Annotated in this window: 18 protein-coding genes; 7 read left to right on the top strand and 11 right to left on the bottom strand. The window is 60.9% G+C overall.

The genetic code is table 11. The annotated features are described in order from the left end of the window. Nucleotides 1-52: 52 nt before the first annotated feature. Nucleotides 53-1,576, bottom strand: coding sequence for a fumarate hydratase (locus BUB69_RS20080; RefSeq protein ID WP_073169761.1), 1,524 nt, complete (start codon nt 1,574-1,576; stop codon nt 53-55). Nucleotides 1,577-1,755: 179 nt separating this feature from the next. On the opposite strand from BUB69_RS20080, the gene BUB69_RS20075 reads away from it, so the two are divergent. Beyond that, entirely contained in the window at nt 1,756-2,694 is a 939-nt protein-coding gene (locus BUB69_RS20075) for an iron-sulfur-binding ferredoxin reductase (RefSeq protein ID WP_073169760.1), read from the top strand. 412 nt (nt 2,695-3,106) lie between these two features. Here the strand turns inward: BUB69_RS20075 and pyk are convergent, their stop codons facing one another. Then, a complete protein-coding gene (pyk, locus tag BUB69_RS20070; protein WP_073169758.1) occupies nt 3,107-4,558 on the bottom strand; it encodes a pyruvate kinase in 1,452 nt (483 codons plus the stop codon). A 176-nt stretch (nt 4,559-4,734) separates the two neighbouring features. On the opposite strand from pyk, the gene BUB69_RS20065 reads away from it, so the two are divergent. Both BUB69_RS20065 and BUB69_RS20060 read left to right on the top strand, forming a co-directional pair. Beyond that, nucleotides 4,735-5,109, top strand: a complete 375-nt coding sequence (locus BUB69_RS20065; protein WP_025994849.1) for a tetratricopeptide repeat protein — start codon at nt 4,735-4,737, stop codon at nt 5,107-5,109. A gap of 192 nt (nt 5,110-5,301) precedes the next feature. Continuing rightward, nucleotides 5,302-5,661 (top strand): PilZ domain-containing protein, encoded by a 360-nt coding sequence (locus BUB69_RS20060; protein WP_025994850.1) that lies wholly within the window; start codon nt 5,302-5,304, stop codon nt 5,659-5,661. A 24-nt stretch (nt 5,662-5,685) separates the two neighbouring features. On the opposite strand, the gene BUB69_RS20055 is transcribed toward BUB69_RS20060, so the two are convergent. The 6 genes from BUB69_RS20055 to BUB69_RS20030 are packed head-to-tail and all read right to left on the bottom strand — an operon-like array spanning nt 5,686 to nt 12,555. Next, a complete protein-coding gene (locus BUB69_RS20055) occupies nt 5,686-7,029 on the bottom strand; it encodes a DUF58 domain-containing protein (RefSeq protein WP_073169756.1) in 1,344 nt (447 codons plus the stop codon). Then, nucleotides 7,026-8,069 carry an AAA family ATPase gene (locus tag BUB69_RS20050; RefSeq protein WP_073169755.1) on the bottom strand — a complete coding sequence of 348 codons (1,044 nt, stop codon included), beginning with the start codon at nt 8,067-8,069 and terminating at the stop codon, nt 7,026-7,028. The genes BUB69_RS20055 and BUB69_RS20050 overlap by 4 nt, the downstream gene beginning before the upstream one ends. Beyond that, nucleotides 8,066-9,280 (bottom strand): DUF4350 domain-containing protein, encoded by a 1,215-nt coding sequence (locus BUB69_RS20045; protein WP_073169753.1) that lies wholly within the window; start codon nt 9,278-9,280, stop codon nt 8,066-8,068. Before BUB69_RS20045 ends, BUB69_RS20050 begins: the two co-directional genes overlap by 4 nt. Continuing rightward, the gene (locus tag BUB69_RS20040; protein ID WP_073169752.1) at nt 9,277-10,866 is read right to left on the bottom strand and encodes a DUF4129 domain-containing protein; all 1,590 of its coding nucleotides are present in this window, start codon (nt 10,864-10,866) and stop codon (nt 9,277-9,279) included. The genes BUB69_RS20045 and BUB69_RS20040 overlap by 4 nt, the downstream gene beginning before the upstream one ends. Beyond that, nucleotides 10,853-11,833, bottom strand: a complete 981-nt coding sequence (locus BUB69_RS20035) for a stage II sporulation protein M (protein ID WP_073169815.1) — start codon at nt 11,831-11,833, stop codon at nt 10,853-10,855. The genes BUB69_RS20040 and BUB69_RS20035 overlap by 14 nt, the downstream gene beginning before the upstream one ends. Continuing rightward, a complete protein-coding gene (locus BUB69_RS20030; protein WP_073169750.1) occupies nt 11,830-12,555 on the bottom strand; it encodes an RDD family protein in 726 nt (241 codons plus the stop codon). Before BUB69_RS20030 ends, BUB69_RS20035 begins: the two co-directional genes overlap by 4 nt. A gap of 179 nt (nt 12,556-12,734) precedes the next feature. On the opposite strand from BUB69_RS20030, the gene sbcB reads away from it, so the two are divergent. After that, entirely contained in the window at nt 12,735-14,165 is a 1,431-nt protein-coding gene (gene sbcB, locus BUB69_RS20025) for an exodeoxyribonuclease I (protein ID WP_073169748.1), read from the top strand. 81 nt (nt 14,166-14,246) lie between these two features. On the opposite strand, the gene mvaT is transcribed toward sbcB, so the two are convergent. Next, a complete protein-coding gene (mvaT, locus tag BUB69_RS20020; protein WP_024688708.1) occupies nt 14,247-14,627 on the bottom strand; it encodes a histone-like nucleoid-structuring protein MvaT in 381 nt (126 codons plus the stop codon). Between the two features lie 360 nt (nt 14,628-14,987). Here mvaT and purU point away from each other — a divergent pair, with 360 nt between their 5' ends. Then, complete coding sequence (gene purU / locus BUB69_RS20015; RefSeq protein ID WP_003363851.1) at nt 14,988-15,839, top strand: formyltetrahydrofolate deformylase; 852 nt, start codon at nt 14,988-14,990, stop codon at nt 15,837-15,839. Nucleotides 15,840-15,898: 59 nt separating this feature from the next. Further along, on the top strand, nt 15,899-16,075 hold the full coding sequence (locus BUB69_RS28620) for a hypothetical protein (RefSeq protein WP_141121879.1): 177 nt from the start codon (nt 15,899-15,901) through the stop codon (nt 16,073-16,075). Here the strand turns inward: BUB69_RS28620 and gpgD are convergent. Continuing rightward, nucleotides 16,057-16,833, bottom strand: a complete 777-nt coding sequence (gene gpgD, locus BUB69_RS20010; protein ID WP_073169814.1) for an N-acetylglucosaminyl phosphatidylglycerol deacetylase — start codon at nt 16,831-16,833, stop codon at nt 16,057-16,059. The genes BUB69_RS28620 and gpgD overlap by 19 nt on opposite strands. Further along, entirely contained in the window at nt 16,826-17,938 is a 1,113-nt protein-coding gene (gene gpgS / locus BUB69_RS20005) for an N-acetylglucosaminyl phosphatidylglycerol synthase (protein ID WP_073169747.1), read from the bottom strand. The genes gpgD and gpgS overlap by 8 nt, the downstream gene beginning before the upstream one ends. A gap of 210 nt (nt 17,939-18,148) precedes the next feature. Between gpgS and BUB69_RS20000 the strand changes: the two genes are divergently transcribed. Continuing rightward, nucleotides 18,149-19,636 carry a helicase HerA-like domain-containing protein gene (locus tag BUB69_RS20000; protein WP_073169745.1) on the top strand — a complete coding sequence of 496 codons (1,488 nt, stop codon included), beginning with the start codon at nt 18,149-18,151 and terminating at the stop codon, nt 19,634-19,636. Nucleotides 19,637-19,673: the final 37 nt, after the last annotated feature.

Here is a 19,673-nt window from a genome sequence, read left to right as displayed (position 1 = left end):
ATCAGCCAGCTGTCAGGCCCTATGACTACGGGCCTGACACGTGCATCAGTGATTACTGCACTTCCACCGCCAGGCTGTCGCTGATCTTCTTCTGCCAGATCGCGGGGCCTGTGATGTGAACCGACTCGCCGTTGCTGTCGACCGCAACGGTCACCGGCATGTCCTTGACCTCGAACTCGTAGATCGCTTCCATGCCCAGTTCGGCAAAGGCAACGACCTTGGATTTCTTGATCGCCTGGGCGACGAGGTAGGCGGCGCCGCCGACGGCCATGAGGTAGACGGCTTTGTGGTCACGAATGGCTTCGATAGCGGTCGGGCCGCGCTCGGATTTGCCGATCATGCCCAGCAGGCCGGTCTGGTCGAGGATCTGACGGGTGAACTTGTCCATGCGCGTGGCAGTGGTCGGACCTGCCGGGCCAACGACTTCTTCGCGCACCGGATCGACCGGACCGACGTAGTAGATGAAGCGACCCTTGAGGTCGACCGGCAGGGTTTCGCCCTTGTTGAGCATTTCGACCATGCGCTTGTGCGCAGCGTCGCGGCCGGTGAGCATCTTGCCGTTGAGCAGGACGGTTTCGCCCGGCTTCCAGCTCTGCACTTCTTCCGGGGTCAGGGTATCGAGGTTGACGCGGCGCGCCGATGGGCCGGCTTCCCAGACGATTTCCGGGTAGGCGTCCAGCGGTGGCGCTTCCAGCGAAGCCGGGCCCGTGCCGTCGAGCACGAAGTGCGCGTGGCGGGTGGCGGCGCAGTTGGGGATCATGCACACCGGCAGCGAGGCCGCGTGGGTCGGGTAATCCATGATCTTGACGTCGAGTACGGTGGTCAAACCGCCCAGGCCCTGAGCGCCGATACCCAGTTGGTTGACCTTCTCGAACAGCTCCAGGCGCATCTCTTCGATACGGTTCTGCGGGCCGCGGGCCTTGAGTTCATGAATGTCGATGGACTCCATCAACACTTCCTTGGCCATGACCGCTGCCTTCTCGGCAGTACCGCCAATGCCGATGCCAAGCATACCCGGTGGGCACCAGCCCGCGCCCATGGTCGGTACGGTTTTCAGGACCCAGTCGACGATCGAGTCGGACGGGTTGAGCATCGCCATCTTCGATTTGTTTTCCGAACCGCCGCCCTTGGCTGCTACGTCCACTTCCACGGTGTTGCCCGGGACGATGGAGTAGTGGATGACCGCTGGAGTGTTGTCCTTGGTGTTCTTGCGAGCACCGGCCGGGTCGGCCAGGATCGAGGCACGCAGTACGTTTTCAGGCAGGTTGTAGGCGCGACGCACGCCTTCGTTGATCATGTCGTCCAGGCCCATGGTGGCGCCGTCCCAACGTACATCCATGCCGACGCGCACGAAAACGGTGACGATGCCGGTGTCCTGGCAGATCGGGCGATGACCGGTCGCGCACATGCGCGAGTTGATCAGGATCTGGGCGATGGAGTCGCGGGCCGCAGGCGACTCTTCACGCAGATACGCCTCGTGCATGGCCTGGATGAAATCCACGGGGTGGTAGTAGGAAATGAATTGCAGTGCGTCTGCAACGCTCTGAATCAGGTCGTCTTGCTTGATCACGGTCATGCGGCGCGCTCCTCTGTAAGGACGGGAACATTCAATTACGCTATCGGCGACAGTCGGGGACTGCGGCTTGAACCAGAGCTGTCAGGGTAGCCGTAGCGGGCGCAAAAAGGCGCGGCAGTATAACCCGCCCGACAGGCCAGTCTGTACAATCGCTGTTATTTTCTGCACGGGGCGCCTTGATGCCGCATTTGCACGTCGGTGACCGAAGTTGGGCGGTCAGCGAAGCCAGTAATCTGCTCGACGCCTTGAATCAGGCCGGTGTGTCTGTGCCCTACAGTTGCCGGGCGGGCAGCTGTCATGCGTGTCTGGTGCGCTGCGTGAAAGGCGATCCGCTGGATGCGTTGCCACTGGCGCTGCCCGCTGACAAACGCCAGCAGGGTTGGCGGCTTGCGTGTCAGTGCAAGGTGGTTCAGGACCTGACCGTCGAAGTGTATGACCCGATGCAGGACGGTTTGCCTGCGACGGTGCAGAGCCGCGACTGGCTGAGCCCGACGGTGCTGCGGTTGCGTCTGGAACCGGGCAAGCCGTTGCGTTATCGCGCGGGGCAGCATCAGGTGCTGTGGACGGAGCAGGGCGTGGCGCGGCCTTACTCGCTGGCGAGCCTGCCGGGTGATGACGGGTTTCTGGAGTTTCATCTCGATTGCCGACGCCCCGGTGCGTTTTGCGACCATGCGCGGCAATTGCAGGTGGGCGATGGCGTGAGGCTCGGCGAATTGCGCGGCGGGGCGTTGCGTTACGACCCGGACTGGCAGGACAAGCCTTTGCTGCTGTTGGCGGCGGGCACCGGGCTTGGGCCGTTGTGGGGAATCCTGCGTGAGGCGCTGCGTCAGGAACATCAGGGCGCGATTCGGTTGATTCATCTGGCGCATGACGAGCAGGAGCATTATCTGAAAGCCGAGTTGCAGGCGCTCGCTATCAGTTGCCCGAACCTGCAGGTTCAGCTAATCACTCAGGAAACGCTTCAGGACGCGCTGGCCGAGCTGCGCATGCTGTCGCGGCATGCCATGGCGCTGGTGTGCGGCAGTCCCGAAAGTGTCGAGGTGTTTGCCAAGCGGCTGTACCTGGCCGGTTTGCCACGTAATCAGTTGCTGGCGGATGTGTTCGTTCGGCGGGAGTGATGTGACGCGCAGCTAGCGGTAAACACACGGTTCGCTGACAGACTCCGGACTGTGGGAGGCGGCTTGCCGGCGATAGCGTCAGTTCAGCCACTGATAGGGCGCTTGATAAACCGCATCGCCGGCAAGCCGCCTCTTATCAAACAACCTGTAAGCCACTGAAGGAACTGGATTTTGTGGGAGCGGACCGGGCGGCGTTCCGTTTGTCCGCGAAGGTGCGGTGCGGCCGATGAAGGTTCAGCGACTGAAATGCAGCATTCGCGGACAAGTCCGCTCCCACGACGCCCGGTGTTTGCTGCGCGACAGCGCTATGTCGAAGACGTGGTGGTGCCTCCCACGATGGATTGTCCATTCCTGAAACCCATAAAAAAGCCCCGGCTCTCGCGAGACGGGGCTTTTGCGTGTTGCGCTGACGTCAGACCAATGGGTCGCCGACGTGCAGGATCTTCATGCCGTTGGTGCCACCGATGGTGTGGTAGCTGTCGCCCTTGGTCAGGATGACCCAGTCGCCTTGCTCGACCAGACCGCGCTTGAGCAGTTCGTCAACGGCTGCCTGGCTGACCTGACCTGGCGGCAGGGATGCCGGGTCGAACGGTACGGTGTAGACACCACGGAACATCGCCGCGCGGGCCTGGGTGCCACGGTGCGGGGAGAACGCGTAGATCGGCACCGAGGAGCGAATGCGCGACATGATCAACGGGGTGTAGCCGCTTTCGGTCAGTGCGATGATCGCTTTCACGCCCGGGAAGTGGTTGGCGGTGTACATGGCCGCCAGCGCGATGCTTTCGTCACAACGGGTGAACGAATGACCGATGCGGTGGCTGGAGGTTTTGCCGGTCGGGTGCTTTTCAGCGCCGACGCAGATGCGCGCCATGGCCTGAACCGCTTCGATCGGGTACGAGCCAGCAGCACTTTCAGCCGACAGCATGACTGCGTCGGTGTAGTCGAGCACGGCGTTGGCCACGTCGGACACTTCAGCGCGGGTCGGCATGGGGCTGGAGATCATCGACTCCATCATCTGCGTGGCTACGATCACCGCCTTGTTGTGGCGACGTGCGTGCAGAATGATGCGTTTTTGCACGCCGACCAGCTCGGCGTCGCCGATCTCCACGCCCAGGTCGCCACGGGCAACCATGACCGCGTCGCTGGCACGAATCAGTTCGTCGAGCACTTCGTCGTTGGCAACGGCTTCGGCGCGTTCGATCTTGGCGACCAGCCAGGCTGTTCCGCCGGCTTCGTCACGCAACTGGCGAGCGTATTCCATGTCGGCCGCGTCGCGCGGGAAGGAAACGGCCAGGTAGTCCAGGTCCATTTCAGCGGCGAGCTTGATGTCCTGCTTGTCTTTTTCGGTCAGTGCCGGCGCAGTCAGGCCGCCGCCGCGACGGTTGATGCCTTTATGGTCTGACAGCGGGCCACCGATCAGCACGGTGCAGTGCAGTTCGTCAGCGGTCTGGGTGTCGACGCGCATGACCACGCGACCGTCGTCGAGCAGCAGCTCGTCGCCCACGCCGCAATCCTTGACCAGGTCCGGGTAATCGATACCCACGATCTGCTGGTTGCCACTGGTCAGCGGGTGAGCGGTGGAGAAGGTGAACTTGTCACCGACTTTCAGCTCTATCCGCTTGTCGGTGAACTTGGCGATACGGATCTTGGGACCTTGCAGGTCGCCCAGCAGAGCGACGAAGCGCCCGTGTCTGGCGGCGATGTCACGGATCAGTTTGGCGCGAGCCTTGTGCTCATCCGGGGTGCCGTGGGAGAAGTTCAGACGAGCAACGTCAAGACCCGAGAGGATCAGTTGTTCGATGACTTCCGGCGAGTTGCTGGCAGGGCCAAGTGTGGCGACGATTTTGGTGCGGCGAACGGTCATGCACAAACTCCTTAATTGAAGCGCAGCGAGAGGCTACTCCTGTCTGTCTCTTTAGTCATTGTTCCTTTGCACTACCTTGCTGCTGGCAGGCAGGGCAATCGGCTGACGGCCGGTGCTCGATCGGCCTGAAGAAATTGGATGTCGAGCCGATAAATGGCAGAGAACAGGAGAGTCCCATGCGTATTGTAACGATTGTTGTATTACTGGCTGCGGTCAGCGGTTGCACCCGTTGGGCAATGAACTCCAATCTGGATCATGCCTATCGTGCTTATCAGGAAGGCGACTGTGATCGCGTGATGCTCGACCTGTCCAAAGTTGAACGTCAGAGTCGCGAGCGGCGTTACGTCCAGCCGGAGGTCTCGATGTTGCGCGGACAGTGCCTGGAGCGTCAGAAGCTTTACGTCGATGCGGCATCGACCTATCAGTTTCTGATGAACCAGTATCCAGCCAGTGAATATGCGTACCGCGCGAAGGCCCGGCTCGACACACTGGCGCAATTGGGCCACTACCCGGCGGCGCAACCCGCCAGAGCGATTCCTGCCTCAAAATAATTACACCCGATCGGGTGATTGGTGTCGTATACGGGTGGATGTTACAAAGATTTGCGCTAGGCTGACTGTCAAGGGAATGAAAGAGCCATAAGGCTCTGGTCTAAGGAGTTCCTGCGGCACTGCCAGTTTCGAAAACCCGCAGGATCAAAGTTCTACGTGACCATGTTCACTGGTCTCTGAAGGCGGCCTGCCATGCTAAAAGAGCGAAAAATCGAACGACACCAATTGCAGGAATATCTTCAGGTTTTCAATAGACACACCGACCGACCACTCGGTTGTCTGGGTAACGTTTCAGAAGAGGGGCTGATGCTGATCAGCAGCATTCCTCTGCTGGTCGGTGCCAGGTTTGATTTGCGTGTGAAGATGCCCCGTAGTGAGGGGCTCAAGACCATCGACGTCAGCGCGACGTGCATGTGGTGTCATGAAGACGAGACACCCGGCTGCTATGACTCCGGCTTCGAGCTTTCCGAGATGTCCACGGACTATCTCGAGTTGGTTCGCATCCTGCGGCAGTATTTCTGTTTCTACCCCAGCCTCGAGGCTTCGGCCTGACAGGTCAGCAGTCGGAAGAGCGGGTCAGAGCGTTCCCGCTTTCTTCCAGCCAAGATAACGAGTCACCAATTGTGCGCCCAGTTCCCCTGGGCGCACGTCCACCACGTTGATGCCATGCGCGACCATCCGGTCGTGCAGCGTTGTGCGCGCGTTCAGAAAACTCACCGTCCCGCAGTAGCTCAGCGCTTCGTCATAGGTCTCGACGGGTGCCTGACGCAGACTGTCGAGCACTTCCTCGCGCAGGCTTGCAACCAGCACACGATGCCTGCGCCCCAGTTGATTGATCGCCGACAGCAGCTCATCGTCGTCTTCATCGCGCAGGTTGGTGATCAGAACCACCAGCGAGCGCCGCTTCTGTCGGGCCAGCAAATGGCGGGCGGCGGCGCTGTAATCGGCGGGTCGCTGGGTGGTCTGCAGGTCGTAGACGGTATTGAGCAACAGGTTCAACTGACCGTGCCCCTTGACCGGCGACACATAGCGGTCCTTGTCGCCAGCGAAGGTCATCAGGCCGATGGCATCGCCCTGACGCAGCGCAACGTAACCGAGCAGCAGGCAGGCATTGAGTGCGTGATCGAAATGGGACAGGTCGCCGTCCTGGCTGCGCATGCGTCGTCCGCAGTCCAGCATGAACACGATCTGCTGGTCTCGCTCGTCCTGGTATTCCCGCGCAATGGGTGAGCGCTGGCGGGCAGTGGCTTTCCAATCAATCTGCCGCAGGCTGTCGCCTTCGCGAAATTCGCGCAGCTGGTTGAATTCCAGTCCCAGGCCACGGCGCTGCGACTGCCGCACACCGATCTGGCTGAGCCAGTTGTCCACCGCCAGCAGTTGCCCGCCGTACACGCGCGCAAAGTCGGGGTAAACGCGAGTGGCCCCCGGCAAGGCGATACGCCGACGCGAAGACCAGAGCCCAAGGCGGCTGTGCAGGTGGATTTCGCAGTGCTCGCAGGTGAAGTGGCCGCGCTGCAGTGGGCGAATCCGGTAGCCAAGCTGCGCTTTTCCGCGCGCTGCAAGGGTGATGGATTGCGGCAGGTTTTCGGACTCCAGCCCATGCGGCAGGTGGTCGAAGAGGCTCATGCTCAGGGTGGCCGCGCCATCGTGCTCGACGTCCAGTCGGGCTTCGTTCCAGCGGCTCAACGCCAGGCTGCCCGGCAGATGCCGTCGCAAGCGGGGCGACGCGCGACGCGCAAGCCCCAGCGCATCGAACACGCTCAGCCCTGCCAGAGCCAGTAACGCCCCCCAAAAAAGGGTATCGACCTGCGCAGGGTAGGTGATGCCCAGCGCATGAATCACCCCTGGCACTACGGCAATAGCTGCCAGCGTGCCAAGCCAGCGCAGCAGGCGCGCCGAGGGCTTCAATACCTGTTTCACAGACGCGGCGCCGGAACCTGATCAAGGATCTGCCGCAGGACCTGATCCACCGAAAGGCCTTCGATGTCCAGCTCTGGAGACAGCCTCACACGGTGGCGCAGCACGGCCAGGGCGCAGCCCTTGATGTCATCCGGGACCACGAATTCGCCCCCGCGCAGCAATGCCCGCGCCCGGCCGCCTCGCACCAGGGCAATGGACGCACGCGGGCCGGCACCCAGGCTCAGGCCTGGCCAGGTACGGGTACCACGGGCCAGCCGCACGGCGTAGTCCAGCACCTGATCGTCCAGCGGCAGTTCGCTGGCAATGCGTTGCAGTGCCTGGACCTCGCGGGCCTGCATGATGACCCTCAACGGCCTGACATCGAGCATGTCCGCCCGGGTCGAGCGAGTGACCTGACGAACCATGTCCAGCTCTTCCTGGGCCTGCGGGTAGTCCATGTGCAGCTTGAGCATGAACCGGTCCAGCTCGGCTTCCGGTAACGGGTAGGTGCCTTCCTGTTCGATGGGGTTCTGCGTGGCCAGCACCATGAATGGCTGGGTGATGGGCAGTGCCCGGCCCTCCAGTGTGACTTGCCGTTCCTGCATGGCTTCAAGCAACGCAGCCTGAGTCTTGGCCGGAGCCCGATTGATTTCGTCAGCCAGCAGCAGGTTGGTGAAAATCGGCCCCTTGCGCAGCTTGAACTGCTCGGTCTGCAGGTCGTACACGGCGTGACCGGTCACGTCGCTGGGCATCAGGTCGGGGGTGAACTGAATGCGCGCAAACTCGCAGCCGAGACAGCTGGCCAGTGCGCGTACCAGCAGCGTCTTGCCCAGACCCGGAACCCCTTCGAGCAGAACGTGCCCGCCGCCAATCAAGGCGGTCAGCACATCGTCGATGACGGCATTCTGGCCGATCACTGCTTTTTGCAATTCATTGCGCAAGGCCTGGGCCAATTGGCTGGCGCGCTGGCGCTGCTGGGCCTGAGTGCTGGCAGGAGATTCGGCGTTCGCCGTCGTAACCGGCTCGATGCTGCCGGACTGTTCGGGCGCTTGATCGCTCATAGGGCATTCCTGAGGGTTTGCAGGTGGGCCACCTGACGGGTGAAATCGCTGTGGGAAAGGCGCTGCTGCGGTCTTGGTCGCAGCGCGTCGCTGATGGCGCTGGTGGGTTGGCGAGTCAGGCGCGAGAGGACTTGCCACTGCTCGGCAACAGGCAGTCGCTCGAAACCTGGATGAAGGCGTCGGGCACGTCGCAGGATGTCCACTTGCAGGCCTTTGAGCAGCTGTTGTTGTCCGCTGCGCCTGCGCAGAAACTCGGCGCTGGCGTGCAGGTGCTCGGTCAATTGTCGTCTGGCCCGTGTCGCAGGCAGTTGAAGCGGTCCCTCACGCAGCCCGACATGCCACAGGCCCAGGCCGATCAGCAGCGCCAGGGCGACCAGCGCCATTGTAAAGTGGCGCAGCAAAAGGCTCAGCAGGTTGTCATGTTCGGTTTGCAGCAACAGGGTCACGTCGCTGTCCTGAGTCAGGTACCACAGCAGCCATGCGTTGTCGTACTTGCCGATCGAACGGGTCTTCCAGAGGTTGGCATCTGTGAGCACGGTAATCAGTCCTTCGCCGTAGCTCAGTTGCAGCATGTGGGTGGCCTCGGCGCTGTTGGCCCATGACTGGGCAAGGTCCTCCGGGTCTTCCAGATGGAAGGCCGGGTCGAAGCTCATGTAGGCCGGAGCCTCTTCGTTTTCCAGGTAAAGGCGGGTCAACTCGGGCCATTTCGCCTTCTGCTTTTTGGCGGACGGGGCCATCAGAGGGATGGGGAGAGGAGGGCGCACGTTATCTGTCGGCTCATCCTGCACCTTGAGGTCAGTGGTCAGGTATTGGCGAACCTTGACCTTGTCGAGCAGCAGGTCACCGCTGCGGCCTTTTTGCTCGTCCCATAACTGCTCGGCCACGAACAGCAGGTGCCCGCCGGATCTGGCCCAGGTCAGCAGTCGCTCGGCCTGGGCGGGTGTCATGTTTTCGCGATTGTCGAGCAGCAGCAAGGTCTGGGTACGCTGGCGGGTATCAGGCAGGTCGACCAGGGTCCTGGTGATGTTCACCGGCAAGGCGCGCTGACGCAGAAATTGCGCCGCAGCCAGATAGGGATTGGACCGCACCTCGGGTGATGGCCCCTGGTCCACAGTGGTCTCGTAGCGTTCAAGATGGCTGCCGATATAGAGGGTGATCAATACCAGCAGTGTCAGCACTGCGCCTGTGATCAATAGCCCGCGTTTGCTCATGGCGTATGACCTGCCTGGAACAGGCGACGCCAGGCGTTGCACAGCTCCTGCTGCACAGGGGGTGGCGGCAGGCGATGGCCATAGGCGAGATTTTGCCAATGGGTGGTCAGTGTGCGGCTGAACTCGCTCAAGTGTGGCTGATTCAATTGCGCGACCTGCTCAAGCACCTGGCCTTCGGTGTCGGATTTCTTGAGCGCCAGGCGATGGTCGATCAGCAGGCGGCTGAGCAGTGCCCGATACAACAGGCCCAGTGCTTCGCGTGGCGCATCAGCCCAGAGTTTCTCGGCGCTGCCAGCTACGTCGTCAGGCAGGCTCGCCGCATTGACCTGCAAGCCAAACAGCTGCTCGGGTGCCTCGCGAACCTGCCTGACCGGCGCAGGCGTGCGACTGACGAATGTGCTGAACCACGTGCGATAACGCCACACCAGCATGCCGACCATGATCAGGGCCGCTCCCCAGAGCGCCGCTTCCAGAAAACCTGCGACGGCGTTGGCTGCCCGCAGCAACCGATTAAGCCAGTCCACAATCAGCGTCTGATGATCGCTGCTGCCAGGCGTTGCCGTCTTTTTGTCCGGTTCCGGGAAGCGCCAGCCAGAGAATGTTTTCGGATTCTTGAACAGCGGCTGCTGCAGGATGCCCTGAATCTCGCTGCGCGCTGCTTCGCTGGTCAGGGGCTGGTGCGTCAGGCGTGGCGAGTCGGGCGCAGCGAGCACGGTCGGCCGTTCTGGCAGCGCCGATTCGGGCAGCGGGCAGCTGTAGTCCTGGGGCTCGGCCATGGCCGCTTCTGGCACTGCCGCGATAATCAGTCCGACACCGAGTAGCAAGGCATACGCCGTGCCGATCAGGCGTTGGCGCAATCGCCTGAATGTCAGTTCGATATCCCATGCTTCGAGGGCCGTGCGGCGATTGAGGTAAAGGGTGAAGCCGCAGGCCACGTAGACAGGCTCCCAGATGATCAGCGCCAGCACGTAGAACAGGTTGGTCAGGTGTTCGAGCCAGTTCCAGTCGGCCTGCGTGTCGACGAGGCTCAGCCACTGCCAGTCGATTTCGATTTGCTGCGGAATCAATAGATAGAAAAGCACCAGCAGGCCGATCCATAGCGAATACTCCAGATGCACGCCCACGATCGTCAGCAGCTGCGCGGCCCGCAGGTCTTTCTGGCTGAGCAGATTGATGCGAAGCGCACGTGCGTCCCCGGACAGGTTTTCCAGTTGCTGCACGGGGAGCTGAAAGCTGCGGGTCAGGCTCAGGCGTCGCCACAAAAGGCTGGGCAGCAACTGGTTCTTGAGGGTCGCTGGCCAGGCCCGCAGTGCCTGTTTGAGGGTCGGCGTTTCCGAGAACAGTGCCTGCGAAAGAATCAGCAGCGGGAGGCGATCGAAGGCGGGCTTGAGCCACCAGAACAGGAGCAGCGCGATGGTCGGGTAATCCCAGAGCAACAGGGTGAGCAGGGCGAAGACCGGCAGGGTGACGATGGCCCAACTGCCGAACAGCACCGCACGATGTTCGCGCGCCATCAGCACGCCCAGGTCCAAGGCTTCCCAGGGCGAGCGCGGGCGGATGGCGACACTCGATTCAGTCAGGCGCATGAGCGGTCCGTCCGGCCAGTGTCAGATAAGCGCCGACCAGCACCCAGAGGGCGGCGCCCACCAGGTACTTGATCAAGGGGCCGGGCCAGGTCATTGAGGACCAGAACGCTTCGATGAACGCGGCGATCAGCAGGAACAGCATCACGCCGCCGATCAACTGCACACTGCTTCGTGCCGCGATCCGCAGGGCTTCGCCGCGTGTGAGCCTGCCTGGAGCCAGCAGTGCCCAACCCAGTTTCAGGCCGGCGGCTCCAGCGAGTGCGATGGCGGTCAGCTCGAAAGCACCATGACCGATCACGAAAGACCAGAAGGTCTGGCCGTAACCGATCTCGGTCAGGTGGCCTGCAACCGCGCCGATCATCAAGCCGTTAAAGAACAGAAAGAACAGGCTGCCCAGTCCGAACAGCAGTCCGCTGGCGTAGGTCTGAAAGGCGATGCCTATGTTGTTCATGATGTAGTAGCCGAACATCATCCAGTCATCGTCGGACCCTCGTTCCAGGGATTGCCCGATGCGGCCGGCGGCCGGGTCATACATGCTTTGCATGTCGCTGACCTGTTCAGGGCTGACGACGCTGTAGATCAGGTCAGGGAAGCCGTAAACCAGCAGACCCATGCCCATCAGGCTCCCGAAGAACAGAACACAGGCGACCAGCACGAAAGGCCATTCGGTACGTACCCGACGTGGAAAGTCGGCAAGGATGAAGGCCAGAAACTGAGCGCCCAGCGCGCTGCGATGACGGTACAGCTGTTGATGGCCGCGCATGGCCAACTGATGAAGCGGATCGACAAGGTGGCTGCTGTAGGCACGCTCATTGGCCAATGCCAATTGATGGCAAATGCGTCGATAGTCCGCTGGAAACATGGCACCCACTTCAGGGCCGGCCTTGCCGCGTTCCAGTGCGTCCAGGCATTCACCAAAACGCTGCCATTCAGCCTGGTGGCGTGCTTCGAACTGGCTCTGCTTCATGTCGCCCCCATCAGGCTGCGTGCAATGCCATTGACCTGGTTGACCGGGTTGTCAGCATGCAGTTGCAGCGGCTCGACCAGAATCTGCGCCAGTTCATGAACACGTGCCGCGGACAGGTCGCCTTGTCGCTCGGCCAGACTCAGCACTGCTCGTTGTTCCTCAAGTTGCAGGGCAAACGCCACGACGACAGGCTCGGCGTGCGGCACAACCGGGCGATGAACCGGCACGTCCATGTGGATGACCAGTGTTCCGGCAGCCAGATCACCAAGACGCTTGAACTGAGGATGGTTCAGGCAACTGACGGCTCCAACGCTGTAGGCCAGGGGCAGCATGTCGACAAAGCGCAGCAGGTTGCGCACCAGCGACGACGCCCAGCCGACAGGCGTGCCGTCATCATTGACCACTCGCAGCTTCATGGCCCGCTTTCCGGGTGTGCGGCCCTGGTTCAGTACCTCGAACAGCACCATGTACCACCAATTGACCACAAAAATCGCGATAGCAGCCAGGCCCATGCCGAACGTGTCGAATAGCTGAAGAACGACGAACAACGCGCCGAGGGCCGCCGCACGGATGCTCAGGTCGATGCCGAATGCCAGCGCACGTGGAACCAGACCCGCTGGGCGAAGGACCATGTCGATGCCTTCCGGGGTCTCGATAGCGATGCGGGTATCGAGCTGCACACTGTGCGCTGCAATCCCTTGCGAAGCGGGAGGAGGGGACATGATCGGGAGGCATTACCTAAAGGCGAAAACTGATGCTAGCTACCACGGCGATGCTAAGCAACCGACCTGTCAAAACAGATCCTGTAAGAAAACGTATCGTGAGCCTGGCGCGTCTTCCTATTAGCCAACCTCCTGCTCCACGCCCTACACTTCAAGGGTCTTTTGTTCAGGATCAGCCCGTGACCTCCAGCATCTTCTGGTATGACTACGAAACCACCGGGATCAACCCGCGCAATGATCGAGCGCTGCAGATGGCCGGTATCCGTACCGACGCCCAGCTCAACGAAATTGCGCCGCCGGTCAATCTTTACTGCCAGCCCAGCGACGACATCCTGCCGCATCCTGCCGCCTGTGTGATCACCGGTATCACCCCGGCCACGCTGGCCGAGAAAGGATTGTGCGAAGCCGATTTCATGACGCGGGTGCATGCCGAACTCTCGGCGCCCGGTACCTGTGGCGCTGGCTACAACACGTTGCGTTTCGACGATGAAGTGACGCGTTACAGCCTTTATCGCAACTTTTTCGACCCTTACGCCCGTGAGTGGCAGGGCGGAAACAGTCGTTGGGACCTGATCGACGTCGTGCGCGCTGCCTATGCGTTACGGCCTGACGGGATCGTCTGGCCCGAGGAAGGCGGGCGCGTCACGCTGAAGCTTGAACGTCTTACGGCGGCCAACGGTATTGATCATGGCCAGGCCCACGATGCCTTGTCCGATGTGCGCGCAACCATTGCCCTGGCGCGGCTGGTTCGTGAGAAACAACCCCGGCTGTATGACTATTTGTTCACACTGCGCAGTAAACAGAAGGTTCAGGATCAGATTCGTCTGATGCAGCCGCTGGTGCATATCTCGGGACGTTTTTCTGCGGCCCGTAATTACCTCGGGGTGGTGTTGCCTCTGGCCTGGCATCCGCATAATCGAAATGCACTGATTGTGTGCGATTTATATCAAGACCCTTCGCCCTTACTCGAGCATGACGCTGAAACGCTGAAGCAACGCTTATATACCCGCCATGACGCGCTGGCCGAGGGTGAGCTGCCGGTCCCGCTCAAACTCTTGCATATAAATCGCTGTCCGGTGGTTGCCCCATTGGGTGTGCTGCGCCCCGAAGATCAAGAACGTTTGCAACTGGACATGACGGGCTATCAGGACCGCGCGTTGCGATTGAGGGAGGGTCAGGAAGTTTGGCAGGAAAAACTACACGTGATTTACGGCAAGGATGATTTCGTTGCCAGTGAAGATCCCGAGCAGCAATTGTATGATGGATTTATCGGCGACCGGGACCGCCGGCTTTGTGAACAAGTTCGCAGTGCAGAGCCCGAGCAACTGGCGCGTGACGCATGGCCATTTGATGATGCGCGCTTGCCCGAGTTGTTGTTTCGCTATCGGGCCCGTAACTTTCCAGAGACCCTGAGCACGGAAGAGCAACAGCGGTGGCGTGATTTTTGTCAGACAAGATTGCACCGCCCTGAAGCGGGTGCGCCAAATACTTTGCAGGCGTTCACCAACGCGCTGGTGGAGTTGTCGCTTAGTGCCAGCCCAGAGCAGTTGGAGGTGCTCAGACAGTGGCAGGACTATGTCCAGTTGCTGCGCGCCCGAGTGGGTGCCTGAGGCCTGAGGACCGAACGGTGGGCAATAAAAAACGCCAGCAAGCTGGCGTTTTCAAGTCGCGAATAAACGATTTCGTGAGGCTTAGCCCAGCAGGGTAGCCCAGCTTTCTACCTCGTCACCGCCCCACTTGGCTTTCCACTCTTTCAGTGTTTTGTGGTTGCCACCTTTGGTTTCGATGACTTCGCCATTGTGCGGGTTCTTGTATTGCTTGACCTTACGGGCGCGCTTGGTGCCGGTAGTTTTCACGGCGCCGCCACGAGGGGCTTTGTTGACCTTGGAGTCCGGATCCAGCAGAGCAATGATGTCACGCAGCGATTTCTGATATTCGCCCATCAGCGTGCGCAGTTTACCCTCGAATTCCAGCTCGGTTTGCAATTTGCCGTCTTGCGACAGGTTCTTCAAACGGGCTTGCAGTTCTTTGATGGCATCTTCTGTGGCGCGGTATTCGTTGATCAGGGACATGAGGGGACCTTATGTTGTGAAGGGTGGCAGGGAGACAGTGACGCAATAATAGTCAGAGGCACTGGGCAAGTAAACATTAAATAAAAGTTTTATTTGAATTATTTAGAAATATACACACGTCCTACAGACTGTCGAACTAGATCGGCGCGGTTTTCATTACTAACAGCCTTGCGATAAAACCCTGCTTAAGTATGGGGCTTGTTTTTAGCATCGCCTGCGCAAAAATGCCGTACTGGCACGATGCAATCTTCTACCCTCGTCGTGCCCGCGTGACCGCCTGGATTCAGGCAACACAGATACTGCAGTTTTCCCGCGCAGTCGCTAGAATGGCGGCTTTGCGAAGTTCTGGAGTTTCCCCTAATGCGCACTTTTCGTCTGGTGATTGCTTGCCCGGACCGTGTCGGCATCGTTGCCAAAGTCAGTAACTTTCTGGCTTCCCATAACGGCTGGATCACCGAAGCGAGCCATCATTCGGATAATCTCAGCGGCTGGTTTTTCATGCGTCACGAGATCCGGGCCGACACGCTGCCGTTCGACCTGGACGGTTTTCGCGAGGCGTTCACCCCGATCGCCGAAGAGTTCTCGATGGACTGGCGCATCACCGATTCTGCTCAGAAGAAACGCGTGGTGCTGATGGCCAGCCGCGAATCACACTGTCTGGCGGACTTGCTGCACCGCTGGCACAGCGATGAACTCGATTGCGACATTGCCTGCGTGATCTCCAACCACCAGGACCTGCGCAGCATGGTCGAGTGGCATGACATTCCTTATTACCACGTGCCTGTCGATCCCAAGGACAAGGAGCCGGCGTTTGCCGAGGTGTCACGTCTGGTCGGGCATCATCAGGCCGATGTGGTGGTACTGGCGCGTTACATGCAGATTCTGCCGCCGCAGCTGTGCCGCGAATACGCGCATCAGGTGATCAACATTCACCACAGCTTCCTGCCGTCGTTCGTGGGGGCCAAGCCTTATCACCAGGCTTCGCTGCGTGGCGTGAAACTGATCGGTGCAACCTGTCACTACGTCACTGAAGAACTGGACGCAGGTCCGATCATCGAACAGGACGTGGTGCGCGTCAGCCATCGCGACAGTATCGAGAACATGGTGCGTTTCGGCCGTGACGTCGAAAAGATGGTGCTGGCGCGTGGTTTGCGTGCGCACCTTGAAGACCGTGTACTGGTTCATGACAACAAGACAGTCGTTTTCGACTGATGCGTTGTGGCAGGATCGCCTGTACGGCGCTCCTGCCCATCTCCCAGGCGGACATTCCCATGACCGACCCTCTCGATAAAGCCACTTCCACCGCGCCGGCCACGCTCGGCGAAGGCTGTCTGAGCCGTTACGATCCCGATGCCCTGACACCTGAAAACGGTACCGACTTCGAGGGTGCAGCCGAGTTGTGGCACCAGTTGCAGCAACCCGCTGAAGATCAACCCGAGGGCAGTTGATGCGTGCGTAGCCACTGCATCTTGGTCATGGGCTGCCTGCCAGCCTGCAGAAGGCGAGTGAGCAGTTCCAACCAGTAGTCGCGTGAAGATTCATGGAGCATGTCCACCGGGTGCAGGCCCAGGCGCAGGGTCGGTGCGTCTTGCAGTTGATGCTCCCTTGCACTGCAGTAAAGACTCGACGCCGCGCGTCTCCAGGCGCTTCGGGCACTCCATACCAGCCCGGGCGCTTCGAGAGCAGTGAAGTCCGGCAGAACGAACAGGTGCTGCGGGTCGCTGGTGTAACTCAGTGGCAACTGGCACAACGCTTCGCGCGTACCCTCGCTCATCAGCCATGCAGGCGCGACGAAGCCATGCAATGGCCAGTCCAGTTGATGGAAAACTTCGATGCCAGCCTCAAGTCGTGCCAGCGACTCACGCACATCCAGACAGTAGAACTCGCCTTCCCAGGTGTAGATGCGCCGCATGAAGTAATCACGCAGCGTCCTGGGAGCAGGGCTTTCATCGCAGTGGCAGTAGCCGTGTAGGGCCAGTTCGTCGCCGCGGTCCAGTCGCTCGCTCAGCCGATGTTGAAACCGGATGTCGTCTGTTATCGGGCTGCGCCGGTGAAAGTCCGGTACGACCAGCCAGGTCATGTTCACGCCCCCTAGCTGGTCGACGGCACTCACGAAAGGCTCGTACATCGTCCAGCTGTGCGGTGCGACGTCGTGCAGCACCAGCATGAAGCTACGTAGAACCGCCGGGGTGAGGGGGTCAACCATGAGCGAACGCTGAGGCATAGGTACCCAGCACGGCTTGATAATGATGCAGCAGCTGCATGACCACGACGTCCCAGCTGTAGCGGTCCTCCACGTAATGCCTGGCCGCAAGGCCCTTGCTGTGAAGGTCGCAGGCAAACAGTTCTTTAATTGCGCAGGCCATGGCCCTGGGATTATTGGCCTCGCACAGTTGACCGCAGTGAGGCGGAACAATCTCGCTGAACGCGCCGGCATCCACCGCGACGATGGGCGTTGCGCTGGCCATGGCTTCGAGTATCACCAGCCCGAAGGTTTCCTGGTCACCGGCATGCACCAGCGCATCGGCACTGGCCAGCAGGCGCGCCAGATGGTCAACCCGGCAGAACCGATGGATGACGCTGACGTTGTCGGGAACCTGCGCGGGCATGTGCGAACCCACCAGCAACAGGTGGTAACGCGGACCGAGTTTTTTCATGCACTGCAGCAGGACCGTCAGGTTCTTTTCTTTAGAACCGCGTCCGGCGAAGATCAGCAGCCGTGTGTCTTCACGCAATCCCAGTTCGGCTTTCAAGCCGCTGTCTGCGTGGCGGGGGTGGAACGTTTTCAGGTCAACACCCAGCGGTTGCACGTAAACATTGTCCACGCCCATGCCTGCCAGTTTTTCCGCCATGATCCGGCTGGGTGTCAGAACCCGGTCGAAGTTGTTGTACAGCTTGCTGATATACGCCTGTGCGCTGCTGCCCATCCAGTGGCCCATACGGTTGCTGACCAGCAACGGCAGGTCGGAGTGATAGAAACCGATCACCGGCACATCCAGTTGCCGACGCGCATCCAGCGCGGCCCAGGCGGTCAGGTACGGATCGCCTGCTTCTATGAGGTCCGGCTGCAGGTCCTGCAACTGGTTGCACCACGGCGAGACCCGCAGCGGAAAGCGGTAGCCGTTGCTGAAAGGCAGGGCAGGGGCCGGGACCTTGTACACGCCATCAGTGTGCGTGGATCGAGCGCCCGGAATCAGCAGGCTGTGACGCACCCCTGGCAATCGCCCCAGATGCCGGTGCTTGGCGTCCAGGTAGGTGCGCACCCCACCACTGGCGGGCGCATAGAACATGGTGATGTCCGCGATATGCACGGCAACGTTCCTCCGATCCGGGGTCATCCTTTCTTGCCCCTCCCAAAGAATAGATGCTCGTGGCGGGATGGACCGCCCGGCGGGCAGGCGGCAGACGCGAGCGCCTGTTGGGGGGATGATGCACGGTGCAGGCGTTCGCGCCTGGACGGGTCGATACCGCAATCGCTGCGCTCAAGGCCTGCGCGTCTCATGGTTTGGAGAGAGTGAAACATGCACGATTCTCAGGAAATGATTCCAGGTGCCACCGCAGACGGGCAGCCCGTCTCTCAGGCCATGCGCCTGGCCAATCGCCACGGGCTGATCGCGGGCGCGACAGGCACTGGCAAGACGGTCACGCTGCAGCGTCTGGCCGAACTCTTCAGTGATGCCGGGGTTGCAGTCTTTGCGGCCGATATCAAAGGCGATCTGTGTGGTCTGGGCGCTGCGGGCAATCCGCAAGGCAAGGTCGCCGAGCGGATCGCCGGGATGCCCTGGCTCAACCACCGACCTCAGGCCTATCCGGTCACCCTGTGGGACATTGATGGCAAGTCGGGTCATCCGCTGCGCACGACATTGAGCGAAATGGGGCCTTTGCTGCTGGGCAACCTGCTGGAGCTGACGGACAGCCAGCAATCAGCGCTGTACGCGGCGTTCAAGGTGGCTGACCGCGAAGGCCTGTTGCTGCTGGACATCAAGGACCTCAAGGCGCTGCTCAATCACCTGCGTGACAACCCACAATTGCTGGGCGAGGACAGCGCACTGATGACCACCGGTTCAAGCCAGGCGCTGCAACGGCGTCTGGCCGTGCTTGAGCAGCAGGGTGTCGAGGCGCTGTTCGGCGAGCCTGCTCTGCAACTGGAGGACATTTTTCAGCCGGACAGTGACGGACGAGGGCGCATCCATCTGTTGGACGCCAGTCGGCTGGTGCATCAAGCACCGAAGGTCTACGCGACATTCCTGCTGTGGCTACTCGCGGAGCTGTTCGAGCAACTGCCTGAGCGAGGCGACGCCGACAAGCCGCTGCTGGCCTTGTTCTTCGATGAAGCCCACTTGCTGTTTGCCGATACGCCCAAGGCATTGCAGGAAAGGCTTGAGCAAGTGGTGCGCCTGATCCGCTCCAAAGGCGTGGGTGTGTATTTCGTGACCCAGTCACCCAGTGATCTGCCCGATGAGGTGCTTGCCCAGTTGGGGCTGCGGATTCAGCATGGCTTGCGCGCGTTCACGGCCAAGGAACAGAAGTCACTGCGCGCTGTGGCCGACGGGTTCAGGCCCAACCCCGCGTTCGACACGCTGAGTGTATTGACTGAGCTGGGCACCGGCGAAGCGCTGATCGGTACGTTGCAGGACAAGGGCACGCCCGCCATGGTGCAGCGTGTGCTCATTGCCCCGCCCCAGTCTCGCATCGGGCCTTTGACGACAGACGAGCGTGCGGGGCTGATCGCACGTTCAGCACTCGGCACGCGTTATGACAAGCCGGTGGACCGGGAGTCGGCTTACGAGATGCTGGCGGCGCGCAAGGTGTCCGGGCCTGATGTAGCGGATGGTGCGAAAGCGGATGACCAGCCCGAAGAGAGCTTCAGTGACAAAGCGGGGGATTTTTTGGGCGGGTTGGCCGGTCAGGCGATGAAGAATGCGATGCGTCAGGCGGCGAGTCAGTTGGGACGGGAGTTGGTGCGGGGTTTGATGGGGTCGTTGCTGGGGACGAAGAAGCGCAGGTAAGGCAGATTCACTCGGACGGCGCGGTCGCACCGCCCGA

The sequence above is a fragment of the Pseudomonas asturiensis genome, from assembly GCF_900143095.1.
GTDB classification, from domain to species: Bacteria; Pseudomonadota; Gammaproteobacteria; order Pseudomonadales; family Pseudomonadaceae; genus Aquipseudomonas; species Aquipseudomonas asturiensis.
The sequence above is the reverse complement of the archived record's forward strand: the minus strand, read 5'-3'. Positions and strand labels throughout refer to the sequence as shown.